Raw genomic sequence first — 13,262 nt, 5'->3', positions numbered from 1 at the left:
CGGACACAGAAGGGAAACGCGATGAGCGAGGAAACAATGCGGTTGGGACGTGAACGGCGCTATCTGGTGTTGCTGGGCATCATCTGCCTGGCGCTGATCGGTGGCGCGCTGTACATGCAAGTGGTGCTGGGCGAGGCGCCGTGCCCGCTGTGCATCTTGCAGCGCTACGCATTGTTGCTGATCGCGCTCTTCGCGTTTATCGGCGCAGCGATGCGCACCCGCCGCAGCATCACGCTGTTCGAGGCGTTGGTGGTGATCAGCGCCATCGCAGGCGTCGGGGTGGCCGGGCATCACGTCTATACCCAGCTGTACCCGGAAGTCAGCTGCGGCATCGATGTGCTGCAACCGATCGTCGACGGCCTGCCGCTGGCGAAGATCTTCCCGCTGGGCTTCCAGGTCGACGGTTTCTGCTCCACGCCGTACCCGCCGATCCTTGGTTTGTCCCTGGCACAGTGGGCGCTGACGGCGTTCGTGCTGGTCGTGGTGCTGGTGCCGCTGCTCACTTGGCGTAACCGCAAAGCCCTGCGCTGAGACCGTCCGCCACACCGTTGCAGGAAACAAAAAACGCCCCGGTCCTCGTTCAGAGGCCAGGGCGTTTTGCATGTTCAAAGCTCAAATGAAAAGACCTTGATGCGCGACAATTATGGATGCGGCATGTGTGCGACATGTTGTCACAGCTCGAGTGTCGCAAGTCATTTCAAGACATGGAATCGGGACACCTCAAGGTACCCAAAACAGGCTCTGCAAGCCACTACCGCTTTCAGTGCCAATCAGCCGAAACAGGCAGTTTTAACAGGGGCTGGCGAATGGCCAAAGCCCTTGTCACATAGGGGGTAGAGCAGGGTCTGAGGCGAGCGCAGAGCCCAGGAAGCTGTCTGAACTTCGCGCGGTACACCTACATTTTTTGGTGTTTTTGTTGAGAATTAATTTCGATACCATGGCCCACTTTTGCAAAAACCGTGAATGATTGTTGCTGGAACGGATAAAAATTATTTCGGGATGAGACATGGTTTATGAATCGCTACATATCTACAATCGCCCGCACTGAATTCCCGGCACTGCTCATCCTGACTCAGGCTTATGAGTAGAACAGGGCGTCGAGAAGCCTGATGGCTTCATGCGACCCCCCATTGTCGGTGCCTTCCGACGATCCGCACCAAATGGAATTGGTCTGTAACAAGGCCCTTGACCACGAATTCGAATAAGAACACACCGCAGGCCCAGCAATTGTCGAGCCGCGTCTGACGCGCGACGGGCAGGCCCTTATTCAATCCAAGAAAAATGCCAACCCTTGGCAGGGTGAAGTGTTGGCGATCAAAACCCAACTGCATTGCGCAAGCTGCTTTAGAGGTCGTGAGATGAGTAAAAACAGGTACCCCAGACTACTAGGCTTATTGCCGCTGCTCGGCACGTTGTTGCTGGGAGGCTGCAACATGACCTTGCTCGATCCCAAGGGCCAGGTCGGCCTGGATGAGCGAAACCTGATCATCACCGCAACGCTGCTGATGCTGTTGGTCGTCGTGCCGGTCATCGTCATGACGTTCCTGTTCGCCTGGAAATACCGCGCTTCCAACCAGGACGCCGTCTACACGCCAAAATGGTCCCACTCCACCAAGATCGAAATCGCGGTGTGGACTATTCCGGTACTGATCATCATTGCCCTGGGTTACGTCACCTACAAGTCGACCCACGCACTGGATCCTTACAAGCCGCTGGAATCCGACGTCAAGCCGGTCACCATTGAAGTGGTCGCGCTGGACTGGAAGTGGCTGTTCATCTACCCGGAACAAGGCATCGCCACGGTCAACAAGATCGTGTTCCCGGCGCACACCCCGATCAACTTCAAGATCACTTCCGACGCCGTGATGAACTCGTTCTTCATCCCTGCTCTGGGCGGTCAGATCTACGCGATGGCGGGCATGCAGACCAAACTGCACCTGATCGCCAACCAGAACGCTGAAATGGACGGTATCTCCGCCAACTACAGCGGCGCGGGTTTCACCGGCATGAAATTCAAAGCTATCGCCACTTCTCAGGAAGATTTCGACGCCTGGGTAAGCGAAGTCAAAAAGGCACCTAAACAGCTTGAACAAGCTGAATACGCAGCCCTGTCCAAACAAAGCCAGAACAACCCAGTCGAGCTTTACTCCTCGGTCACGCCGAACCTGTTCCAGATCATCGTCGACAAGTACGAAGGCATGAAACCGGGCAAGCCAGTGCACCACGAGAAGAAAGAGCACGAAGTGGCCGCCATGGAAGGAATGGACATGAGTTCGCATTCAGCTGCCGGGGCAGAGGAGTAAACGATGTTTGGTAAATTAAGTTGGGAAGCGGTCCCGTTCCACGAACCGATCGTAATGGTGACCATCGCCATGATCGCGCTCGGTGGTCTGGCACTGTTCGCTGCAATCACCTACTTCAAGAAGTGGACCTATTTGTGGACCGAGTGGTTGACCTCGGTCGACCACAAGAAAATCGGCGTGATGTACATCGTCGTCGCCATGGTCATGCTGCTGCGTGGTTTTGCCGACGCCATCATGATGCGTACCCAATTGGCCATGGCCACCGAGGGTTCGCCTGGCTACCTGCCACCTGAACACTATGACCAGATCTTCACCGCCCACGGTGTGATCATGATCATTTTCATGGCGATGCCATTCTTCACCGGCCTGATGAACCTTGCAGTGCCGTTGCAGATCGGCGCGCGTGACGTTGCCTTCCCGTTCCTGAACTCCCTGAGCTTCTGGCTGCTGGTTTCCGGCGTGGTGCTGATCAACCTGTCCCTGGGCGTTGGCGAATTCGCCAAGACTGGTTGGGTTGCCTATCCGCCGCTGTCGGGCCTGCAATACAGCCCGGGCGTGGGGATGGATTACTACATCTGGGCGCTGCAGCTATCCGGGCTAGGTACGACGCTGACGGGGGTCAACTTCCTGGCCACCGTGCTGAAAATGCGTACCCCTGGCATGAAGCTGATGGACATGCCGATCTTCACCTGGACCTGCACCTGGGCCAACGTCCTGATCGTGGCTTCGTTCCCGATCCTGACCGCTACCCTGGCTTTGCTGACGCTTGACCGTTACATGGATTTCCACATTTTCACCAATGAACTTGGTGGTAATCCGATGATGTACGTCAACCTGTTCTGGGCTTGGGGTCACCCTGAGGTTTACATCCTGATCCTGCCGGCGTTCGGTATCTTCTCCGAAGTCATCTCGACCTTCACCGGCAAGAAGCTGTTCGGCCACCATTCGATGATCTACGCTTCGGGCGCGATCTCGATCCTGGGCTTCATGGTTTGGCTGCACCACTTCTTCACCATGGGTTCAGGTGCCAGCGTCAACGCCTTCTTCGGTCTGGCGACGATGCTGATTTCCATCCCGACGGGTGTGAAACTGTTCAACTGGCTGTTCACCATCTACCAGGGCCGTCTGCGCTTCACCAGCCAGGTGATGTGGACCCTGGGCTTCATGGTGACCTTCGCCATCGGCGGCATGACCGGCGTACTGCTGGCCATCCCGGGTGCTGACTTCGTACTGCACAACAGCCTGTTCGTGATCGCGCACTTCCACAACGTGATCATCGGCGGCGCGGTATTCGGTTACATCGCAGGTTTCGCCTTCTACTTCCCGAAAGCGTTCGGCTTCAAGCTGCACGAAGGCTGGGGCAAGGCAGCATTCTGGTTCTGGATCTCCGGCTTCTTCGTCGCGTTCATGCCGCTCTATGTACTGGGCTTCATGGGTATGACCCGTCGCCTGAACGCCACCACCAACCCTGAGTGGGTGCCGTACCTGTACGTTGCCATGTTCGGTGCGGTGATGATCGCAGCCGGTATCGCCTGCCAGCTGATCCAGCTGTACGTGAGTATCCGTGACCGCAAGCTGCCGCAGAACATGTGCGAGCACGGCGACCCATGGAATGCCCACACCCTGGAATGGTCGACCTCCTCGCCACCTCCGTTCTACAACTTCGCCGTGCTGCCAAAAGCCGACGTTGTCGACCCGTTCACCGAAGCCAAGGAAAACGGCACCGCGTACAAGGCTCCGACCAAGTACGAGCCGATCCACATGCCAAACAACACCGCGACCGGTGTGGTCATGGGCGCACTGTTGACCGTATTCGGTTTCGCGATGATCTGGCACATCTGGTGGTTGGCAATCGCCAGCCTGGCAGGCACCGTGATCTACTTCGCGATCCACGCGGCCCGTGATGATCAAGGCTACTACGTGCCGGTCGACGTGATCGAGCGCATCGAAGCCGAGCAGCACAAGCGTCTGGTAGCAGCCGGGAAAGTCCCAGCCACCACCACCCGTGTTGAAACCTCGTTGGAACAGGCTTAAACCATGTCGAACTTAGTGACCAATGCTGGACACACCCATGTCGATGGACATGGGCATGATGACCATCACCACGACTCGGGCGAGATGACCGTATTCGGTTTCTGGCTCTACCTGATGACCGACTGCATTCTGTTTGCGTCGATCTTCGCAGCGTACGCGGTACTGGTTAACAACGTAGCGGGTGGCCCGTCGGGCCACGACATCTTCGAACTGCCATACGTACTGGGCGAAACCGCTCTGCTGCTGTTCAGTTCGATCACCTACGGCTTCGCCATGCTGGCGTTCTTCCGTGGCAACAAGAAGCAGGTCCTGGGCTGGCTGGCCCTGACCTTCCTGTTCGGTGCCGGCTTCATCGGCATGGAGATCAACGAGTTCCACATGTTGATCTCCGAGGGCTACGGCCCTAACCGTTCGGGCTTCCTGTCCGGGTTCTTCACCCTGGTCGGCACCCACGGTCTGCACGTGACCAGCGGTCTGATCTGGATGGCGATCATGATGTACCAGGTGCAGAAAAACGGCCTGACGGCGACCAACAAGACCCGTCTGAGCTGCCTGAGCCTGTTCTGGCACTTCCTGGACGTGGTGTGGATCTGCGTATTCACCGTTGTTTATCTGATGGGGACTATGTAAATGGCTAACGCGCACTCTCATGACGACGCCGGTCACGGCAGCGTCAAGTCCTACGTCATTGGCTTCGTCCTGTCGGTGATCCTGACCCTGATCCCGTTCGGTCTGGTGATGTACCCGTCGCTGCCGAAGTCACTGACTCTGTGGATCGTACTGGCTTTCGCCGTTATCCAGGTGCTGGTGCACCTGGTGTACTTCCTCCACCTGGACCGTTCCGCTGCGCAGCGTAACAACGTGATTGCGTTTGTTTTCGCCGCGATCGTGATTGTCCTGCTGGTTGGCCTGTCGCTGTGGATCATGTTCAGCATCCACACCAACATGATGGCGAAGTGAGGTAAGTCCGGATGTCCTTTAAGCACTTTATCCAAATCACCAAACCGGGGATCATTTTCGGTAACGTGCTTTCTGTGGCAGGCGGATTTTTCCTGGCCTCCAAAGGGCATGTCGATCTGGCCATTTTCCTGGCCGCGATGATCGGCACGTCCCTGGTCGTGGCTTCCGGTTGCGTGTTCAACAACTGCATCGACCGCGACATCGACCTGAAGATGGAACGCACCAAGAACCGGGTGCTGGTCCAGGGCTTGATCTCCCTGAAACTGGCCCTGGCTTATGCGACCGTCCTGGGTGTCGCCGGCGTTGCGTTGTTGTACAAGGTGGCCAACCCGTTGGCCGCGTTGTTCGCGGTGATCGGTTTTGTCATCTACGTCGGCTTCTACAGCCTGTACCTCAAGCGCAAGTCGGTTCACGGCACGCTGGTGGGCAGTCTGTCGGGGGCGATGCCGCCGGTGATCGGTTACGTCGCAGTCAGCAATAACTTCGACATGGCCGCACTGACGTTGCTGGTGATGTTCAGCCTGTGGCAGATGCCGCATTCCTACGCCATCGCAATCTTCCGCTTCAACGATTACCTGGCCGCATCGATTCCGGTGCTGCCAGTGAAGCGCGGCATTGAAGTGGCCAAGAAACACATCCTGCTCTACATCCTGGCCTTCCTCGTGGCGACCTTGATGCTGACCTTCAGCGGCTACGCCGGCATGAGCTACCTCGCCGTCGCCGCGGCTATGGGCATGTACTGGCTGTACATGGCCTGGACCGGCTACAAGGCAGTGGATGACACGGTCTGGGCACGCAAGCTGTTCGTGTTCTCGATCTTCACCATTACCGCGTTGAGCGTGATGATGTCCCTGGACTTCAAAGTGCCGGGCGAGTTGTTGCTGACGTACGCGCCTTAAGCGTCGGATGCTGTAAAGAAAAGCCCCGCCTTTCGAGAGAATGGCGGGGCTTTTTCGTTTAATCACGATTGGTGTACAGGCAATAAAAATCCCCGCTCGATGGCGGGGATTTTTGTGTGCAGCGTTTAGCGTTACTGCGCGGCGATGCTGTAACCGTCGAACGCGGTCTGCTGCTGCAGCGCGGTGATGATGTTTTTTCGGTTGACCGGTTGTTCGGCCCCGGCATTGTCCAGGAACGTCTCGCTTTCCAGCTCCGCTTCTTCACCTTCGCCGACGAAAGTGAAGCCCAGGAATTCCAGCGCTTCACGGTCAACGTTCAGGCGCGAGCGCGGGGTGCGCAGGGGCAGGGTGACGCTGATGCCGTCCTTGCTGATGGTGAACACTTCGACTTCTTTTTTGGCGCGAGCCGCTTTGCTCTTGCCGCTGCTCGGGTTGCTGATGGCTTGGTGAGTCTGGTTCAGCACTTTCAGCGCCAGGCCATAAACGATTTCCTGGAACGCCGGGTCGTCCTTGAAGCTGGACAGAATGCGGCTGATCGGGAATTTGCTGCTCAGGTCTTCCAGGGCGGCAATATCGGCCGCTTCGGCGTCTTTCAATTGCTTGAGTTCGCCCATCAATTCGTAGGCTTTATCGTCATCGAAGCTGTCGTGAGCCTGGCGAATCGCGGCGCGCAGTTCGCGGATCTGGTCGCTTTCCCGGGTGGATTGAAAAGCGTCCAGAACCATCTCGCTGATGGTCTTGGCCTGAGGCACGTGTTGTGAAAGATTGATGGAGTTTTCGTATTCCGCTTTGGACGACAAGGTGACTACGGATTCAGCGGTATTGGAATCGGACATTGAAATTTCACTACTTCTTTAACTTGGATAGAGGCGAGAAAGCACGGGGCTTTTTCAGGCCGCCTAATCTATTGGACCAGCGCTGCGTTGTCACGGATGAACCGGTGGCTGGTCTGCATTTTTGGTGAGAGCGCTTTTAGCTGACTGACATCTGCGGGCGTTTTGCCTGGAGTGTCAGCAGCACCCGATAAAGTTTCAGCGCCCGCCCGCTGATCAATCCGCAGACAAAACCTGACGCCGTGGCCTTGAGCAGCAACATCTCAACCGTGACGGCGAACTCCGGATGCACCTCATCCTGATAGCCAAAGTAATAGTTCACGGCAAAAAACAGCAGGTAGAGCACCGGTGTTTTAACCGTGCCCGGCACGATCAGCCCGGTTTCCGGATCATCCAGCTCAATACCCTTGTGCGCAAATACAACCAGTGCCGTGAGGCTGCCCAGAATGACGGCGGCCAACCAGCAGCCAATCGATAGTTGAGGGTTCAGCGTCAGGTTCAGCGAGTACAACGACCAGCCGAGCAAAAGCGGTGGAGTGACAAGCAACGACGTTTTGCTTTCATGGGTTGGGGATAAGGCTTTGACGCCGTAGTAACAGAGCAGCAGAAAGATCGCATAAACCCATAGCGGGGTGTTTTGCAGGGTATTGAGCATTACGTAGCATCCGTGCCGGGAATGAAGAGTCCGGATAATAGCTGCTGCCATGGCCGAGGCTATCGACTATTTCCCCGTCGAATTCATATTCATCGAACGAGTCATCCATTGCTCCGCCGTTTGCTCATCCACCGGCAAGGAGAAGCGAAAAGTCGCGCCGCGTCCCGGCACATCAATCAGCTCGATCTCGCGACCGTGCAATTGCAGGATCCGGTGCACGATCCGCAGCCCCAGCCCGCCATCGCGCCGTGCGCCGCCAATGTTGAATGGCCGCAGGAACAGACCTTCACGCAGTTGGGGGGCGATGCCAGGACCGGTGTCGCTGACGGTCACTTCGATAAAAGCCCCTTGGGGGCGGAGGCTGAGTTCGATTTCTCCCCCTTGGGGCGTGTGGCGCAGGGCGTTATCGAACAAATTGGTCAGCACCCGCTCGATCAGCCCCAGGTCGGCGCAGGCCACGGCGACGTTGGGGGCGAAGGTGGCCTTGAGTTCAATCTGGCGCGCTTCGGCGCTGAGTTCGAACTTCTGAAAAATGTCCTGCACCAGATCAGTCAGGGAGAAACGCTCCAGCACCGGTTGCACGAAACCGTGTTCCAGCCGCACCAGTTCCAGCAACGATTGCGCCAGGCCGCCGACCTTGCGGCTTTGATCCAGGGCGATTCCCAGATAGCGACGGCGATCGGCGGGGGACAAGGTGGCGTCCTTGAGCGAAAGGGTTTCCAGGTAACCGTGCAGCGAGGCCAGCGGTGTGCGCAGGTCGTGGGAGATGTTGGCCACCAGTTCGCGACGCTCCTGATCCTGACGGGTCAGCGAGCGCCATTGTTCACCGAGGCGCGCTTGCATCTGTCGGAAGGCTGCGTCGAGTACGGCTATTTCATCGTGGCTGGCGGCCTTTTCCATGGGCTCCGGCTCAGGTTCGGGCGAAGCGGTCGGAACGCCGTTGATATCGAACTGACTGACTTTCTCGGTCAAGCGCCGCAATGGCCGGGTGATCAGGGCGAATGCCGTGAGGCCGGCAATCAGGCACAGCAACGCCACCAGTCCGATGGACAACAACGCGGTATTGAGTGCGGCGCTGGTGGCTCCGCGCTCGGCGAAGCGGTCATGCGCTTCGCTGAGCAACACCACATACAAATAACCGGCCGGCTGACCGTTGACCCGTAAAGGCGCGGCGCTGAACACCTTGCGGCCATCGACGCTGCGCGGATCGTCGCCGAGAATCGGCAATGCCTCGCCCTTGAGCAAGCGCTGGATTGGCAGCAGATCGACCTGCTCCCTGTGTATCCGGCCTTCGGGCGCGGCGCTGCCGACAATCCGGCCTCCTGTGTCCAGCAGATAGACCTCGACACTGGGATTGACCAGCATCAGCTGGCTGAACAGTTCGCGCACCGCATTGGGCATCGGGCCATTGCGGTCCATCAGCACGGTGTCGTGGGCAATGTGTTGCGCCAGATCCCGCGACAAGCCTTGCACCACTTCCAGTTCATGCATCTGACTGGAGCGCACCTGCATCCACGCCGAGGTACCGCAGCACACCAGCAACAGCACGGCGAACACCAGGGACAGGCGTTGAGTCAGGGTCAGCCTCATGGCTGCTCTCCGCTTGCTGCGAATTTGTAGCCACGGCCCCACACCGTGAGGATGCGCGCCGGTTGCGCCGGATCGGCCTCGATCTTTGCCCGCAGGCGGTTGATATGAGTGTTGACCGTGTGTTCATAGCCTTCGTGGCTGTAGCCCCACACCGCATTGAGCAGGTCCATGCGCGAGAAGACTTTGCCAGGCTGACGGACAAAGAAGTACAGCAGGTCGAATTCCCGTGGCGTGAGGTCAAGACGCCGGCCGTCGAGGGAGACTTCACGGGTGATCGGGTCGATGGACAGGCCATCGCTGATCAGACTGCCAGCATCCATTTTCAGATTGCGGGCCATGGCGTCGACCCGTCGCAGCAGTGCCTTGACCCGTGCCACCAGCTCGAGCATGGAAAAGGGTTTGGCCAGGTAATCGTCGGCACCCAGCTCCAGTCCCAGAATCCGATGCACTTCGCTGGAGCGCGCACTGGTGATGATGATCGGTGTGTAACGGGCCATGGCCCGGGCGCGGCGGCAGATTTCCAGGCCATCGACGCCGGGCAGCATCAGGTCGAGGATCAGTGCGTCCCAGCTTCCTTGCTGCAACAGACGCATGCCCTCGTCGCCGTCGGCGCAGTGCACCACCTCGAACTGCTCATCGCGCAGATGCAGGCAGATAAGGTCGGCGATGTGCAGGTCGTCCTCGACCACCAGGACGCGTTTGGTCTGTTCCATGGAGCTCGATCCTTTGTGACGCAATGAACACATTGTGCGGGTTTTCCTGAGGTTGAGTTATCACGAATTATTTAACTCATCGTGAGGATTTGGCGATCAACTCAAGCCTAGGCTGTGTTCCATGCAAGGCACCTGGAATTTTGGAGAAGGCCATGTTTTCACGGCGACAGTTTCTTGTAGCGAGCGGCGGGCTGGGGGCTGCAGCCCTGGTGATCGGTGTATTGCCAAAATTTTCCACAAGCGTTGCGCTGGTCGATGAAGCCCGCGCGCAGGAGGTTTTCGAGGTGACCCACAGCGACAGCGAATGGCATGCCCGGCTCAGCGCCGAGCAGTACGAAATACTGCGCGAAGAGGGCACCGAACGGGCCTACAGCAGCCCGCTGAACAACGAGCACCGCAAAGGCGTTTTTGCCTGCGCCGGTTGTGATCTGCCGTTGTTTTCTTCCGACACCAAGTTCGACAGTCGTACTGGCTGGCCGAGTTTCTGGGCTCCCCTGGACAACGCGGTGGCCACCCGACAGGACCGCTCCTTCGGTGTATTGCGCGAAGAGGTGCACTGTCGTCGTTGCGGCGGTCATCTGGGGCATGTCTTCGAGGATGGGCCAAAGCCCACCGGGCTGCGCTACTGCATGAACGGCCTGGCGCTGACCTTCAAGCCACAGGCGTGATCCATGGGCACTTCCTTTCACTCACTTCATGCAGGTCGACGTTATGTGGCTTCTGGTCCTCGCTTATCTCGGTGGTGTGCTGACGATTGTCAGCCCGTGCATTCTGCCGGTATTGCCCTTTGTCTTCGCTCGCACCGGGCAGCCATTTATGAAAAGTGGCTTGCCGCTGCTGGCGGGGATGGCGCTGACCTTCGCGCTCGTCGCCTCGTTGGCGGCGGTGGGCGGCGGTTGGGTGGTGCAAGTCAATCAATACGGTCGCTGGCTCGCGTTGCTGTTCGTTGCACTGTTCGGGTTGACGCTGTTGCTGCCGCGGTTGGCCGAACGCCTGACGCGTCCACTGGTGGCAGCCGGCGGTCGGCTGTCGCAAGCCGCGGGCGCCGATGCCCGGCCGCGTCCCGGCGCTTCATTCCTGATCGGCGTCGCCACGGGCCTGCTCTGGGCACCCTGCGCCGGGCCGATTCTGGGTTTGCTGCTGACCGGCGCGGCGCTGCAAGGGGCAAGCATCGCAACCACGGTGTTGCTGCTGGCTTACGCGGCCGGTGCCGCCACTTCTCTCGCTGCGGCACTACTGCTGGGCGGTAAGGTCTTCGCCGCAATGAAGCGCTCGATAGGCGCGGGCGAGTGGCTGCGTCGAGGCCTGGGCGCTGCGATGCTGGTTGGTGTGGTGGCGATAGCCCTGGGACTGGACACCGGGATTCTGGCGCGGTTTTCAACGGCGTCCACCGGCGGTATCGAACAGGCGCTGGTCAACCGGTTGGCCAGTAAGACTCCGGCCAACAGCGGGGCGATGATGGCGCAGATTCCACGGGCCGGCGATCAACCCGCCGGCGGCATGATGGCCGCTGGAGATGCGATGAAAGTGACCGCGAAGGCGCCGAACGCGCTGCCGATTGAGGGCAGCCTTCCATCCCTGGACGGCGCCGTGCAATGGCTCAACTCGCCCCCACTCACCGCTCAGGCGTTGAAGGGCAAGGTCGTGCTGGTGGATTTCTGGACTTACTCCTGCATCAACTGCCTGCGCACCCTGCCGTATGTGAAGGCCTGGGCTGAGAAGTATCGCGATCAGGGTTTGGTGGTGATCGGTGTCCATGCGCCCGAGTTTGCCTTCGAACGGGATGTGGGCAATGTCACCAAAGCCATGAAGGACCTGGGCATCACCTACCCGGTGGCCATCGATAATGACTACAAGATCTGGCGTGCTTTCAACAACGAATACTGGCCGGCCCATTACTTTGCCGATGCTCAGGGACGCATTCGTTATCACCATTTTGGTGAAGGCAAGTACGCCGAGTCCGAGCAAGTGATTCAGCAACTGTTGCGTGAGGCGGGAGCGGCGAAAGTCGCGCAGGGGCTGATCAATGCCAACGCCCAGGGTGTTCAACTCGCCCCGGACATGAATGAAGTGCAATCCCCCGAAACCTATGTCGGCTACCGGCGGATGGAGCATTTCGCCTCTGAAACCAGCCTGGTGCCGGACAAGGCGACTGCCTATAAGCCACCGTCACAACTGGCCCTCAATGACTGGAGCCTGGACGGTCAATGGGCTGTCGGTCCGGAGCGGGCCGTTTCAAACGCTGCGGCCAGTCGTATCGTCTATCGGTTTCACGCTCGCGACTTGCACTTGGTGTTGGGCCCCGGTGCTGACGGCAAACCGGTGCGTTTCAAAGTGTTGATCGATGGCAAGCCCCCAGGTGATGCCCACGGTATCGACGTCGCGCCTGATGGCCGCGGCAGCGTCACCGAGCAGCGGTTGTATCAACTGGTACGCCAGAGCACAGGCGTAAAAGACCGGACCTTCAGCATCGAGTTTCTCGATCCGGGTGTGTCGGCGTATGCGTTTACCTTTGGTTGATAGCCCCCATTCATTCAGGAGACAGCCCATGAAAACCCCATTCAACTGGCGTCGCACATTTCTGGGTTTGGCCGCCGCCAGCGTTATCGGTCAGTGCTCTGCATTCTCGTTCGCAGGCGCCGAAGAGGCGGTCCTCATCCCGGCGCCGACGCTTGATGAAACCACCCAGGCGCACAGCGAAACGGCGGTTTTTGCCGGCGGTTGCTTCTGGGGCGTCCAAGGCGTGTTCCAGCATGTCAAAGGGGTGAAAAATGCGGTTTCCGGTTATGCCGGTGGCGCAGCCAATACCGCTCAATACGAGCGGGTCAGCGAGGGTGACACCGGCCATGCGGAGGCCGTCGAAGTGACCTTCGATCCCGCTCAGGTCAGTTACGGAAGCCTGCTGCAGATCTATTTCTCGGTGGTCCACAACCCCACCGAACTCAACCGCCAGGGCCCGGACCGAGGCACTCAGTATCGGTCGGCGCTATTCCCGAAAAGCACCGAACAGCAACGCGTCGCCCAGGCTTACATCACCCAGCTCGACGCTGCCCATTCGTTCAATAAACCGATTGTCACCAAGCTGGAAAGCTACAACGGTTTCTACCCGGCGGAAGAGGAGCATCAGGACTTCCTGACCGAGCATCCGACCTACCCCTACATCGTGATCAATGACCTGCCGAAAGTGGCGCAGTTGAAGCAACTGTTTCCGAATCGGTATCAGGAAAAACCAGTATTGGTGAAAGCGGGCATGCAGGGCGGCTGACAGGACGGAG

At 58.6% G+C, this 13,262-nt stretch carries 13 protein-coding genes; 9 read left to right on the top strand and 4 right to left on the bottom strand.

The window, feature by feature from the left end; all coding sequences use genetic code 11:
- Positions 1-21: 21 nt before the first annotated feature.
- From ACEN8R_RS19320 to cyoE, 6 genes are all read left to right on the top strand, one after another.
- Positions 22-531, top strand: a complete 510-nt coding sequence (locus tag ACEN8R_RS19320; RefSeq protein ID WP_019582334.1) for a disulfide bond formation protein B — start codon at positions 22-24, stop codon at positions 529-531.
- Between the two features lie 827 nt (positions 532-1,358).
- A complete protein-coding gene (gene cyoA / locus ACEN8R_RS19315) occupies positions 1,359-2,303 on the top strand; it encodes a ubiquinol oxidase subunit II (protein ID WP_026286728.1) in 945 nt (314 codons plus the stop codon).
- Positions 2,304-2,306: 3 nt separating this feature from the next.
- A complete protein-coding gene (gene cyoB, locus ACEN8R_RS19310; protein WP_018930157.1) occupies positions 2,307-4,337 on the top strand; it encodes a cytochrome o ubiquinol oxidase subunit I in 2,031 nt (676 codons plus the stop codon).
- Positions 4,338-4,340: 3 nt separating this feature from the next.
- The gene (locus tag ACEN8R_RS19305) at positions 4,341-4,967 is read left to right on the top strand and encodes a cytochrome o ubiquinol oxidase subunit III (protein ID WP_026286729.1); all 627 of its coding nucleotides are present in this window, start codon (positions 4,341-4,343) and stop codon (positions 4,965-4,967) included.
- On the top strand, positions 4,968-5,297 hold the full coding sequence (cyoD, locus tag ACEN8R_RS19300) for a cytochrome o ubiquinol oxidase subunit IV (RefSeq protein WP_007941629.1): 330 nt from the start codon (positions 4,968-4,970) through the stop codon (positions 5,295-5,297).
- A gap of 11 nt (positions 5,298-5,308) precedes the next feature.
- On the top strand, positions 5,309-6,196 hold the full coding sequence (gene cyoE / locus ACEN8R_RS19295; RefSeq protein WP_018930159.1) for a heme o synthase: 888 nt from the start codon (positions 5,309-5,311) through the stop codon (positions 6,194-6,196).
- Positions 6,197-6,327: 131 nt separating this feature from the next.
- Here cyoE and ACEN8R_RS19290 read toward each other — a convergent pair whose 3' ends face one another.
- From ACEN8R_RS19290 to ACEN8R_RS19275, 4 genes are all read right to left on the bottom strand, one after another.
- Positions 6,328-7,032: a hypothetical protein gene (locus ACEN8R_RS19290; protein ID WP_018930160.1), complete on the bottom strand. Its 705-nt coding sequence runs from the start codon at positions 7,030-7,032 to the stop codon at positions 6,328-6,330.
- A gap of 136 nt (positions 7,033-7,168) precedes the next feature.
- Positions 7,169-7,684 carry a hypothetical protein gene (locus ACEN8R_RS19285; RefSeq protein ID WP_018930161.1) on the bottom strand — a complete coding sequence of 172 codons (516 nt, stop codon included), beginning with the start codon at positions 7,682-7,684 and terminating at the stop codon, positions 7,169-7,171.
- 66 nt (positions 7,685-7,750) lie between these two features.
- Complete coding sequence (locus ACEN8R_RS19280) at positions 7,751-9,274, bottom strand: sensor histidine kinase (protein WP_018930162.1); 1,524 nt, start codon at positions 9,272-9,274, stop codon at positions 7,751-7,753.
- A complete protein-coding gene (locus ACEN8R_RS19275; protein ID WP_018930163.1) occupies positions 9,271-9,987 on the bottom strand; it encodes a response regulator transcription factor in 717 nt (238 codons plus the stop codon). The genes ACEN8R_RS19280 and ACEN8R_RS19275 overlap by 4 nt, the downstream gene beginning before the upstream one ends.
- A 152-nt stretch (positions 9,988-10,139) precedes the next feature.
- On the opposite strand from ACEN8R_RS19275, the gene msrB reads away from it, so the two are divergent.
- From msrB to msrA, 3 genes are read left to right on the top strand one after another with little or no spacing between them, the layout of a single operon-like run.
- Positions 10,140-10,655 (top strand): peptide-methionine (R)-S-oxide reductase MsrB, encoded by a 516-nt coding sequence (gene msrB, locus ACEN8R_RS19270; protein WP_018930164.1) that lies wholly within the window; start codon positions 10,140-10,142, stop codon positions 10,653-10,655.
- Between the two features lie 43 nt (positions 10,656-10,698).
- Entirely contained in the window at positions 10,699-12,507 is a 1,809-nt protein-coding gene (locus ACEN8R_RS19265; protein WP_018930165.1) for a cytochrome c biogenesis protein DipZ, read from the top strand.
- Positions 12,508-12,535: 28 nt separating this feature from the next.
- Positions 12,536-13,252 carry a peptide-methionine (S)-S-oxide reductase MsrA gene (msrA, locus tag ACEN8R_RS19260; RefSeq protein WP_018930166.1) on the top strand — a complete coding sequence of 239 codons (717 nt, stop codon included), beginning with the start codon at positions 12,536-12,538 and terminating at the stop codon, positions 13,250-13,252.
- Positions 13,253-13,262 lie beyond the last annotated feature (10 nt).

It is taken from the genome of Pseudomonas sp. Pseusp15 (assembly GCF_059492165.1).
This window is presented reverse-complemented; position numbering and strand designations above follow the sequence as displayed.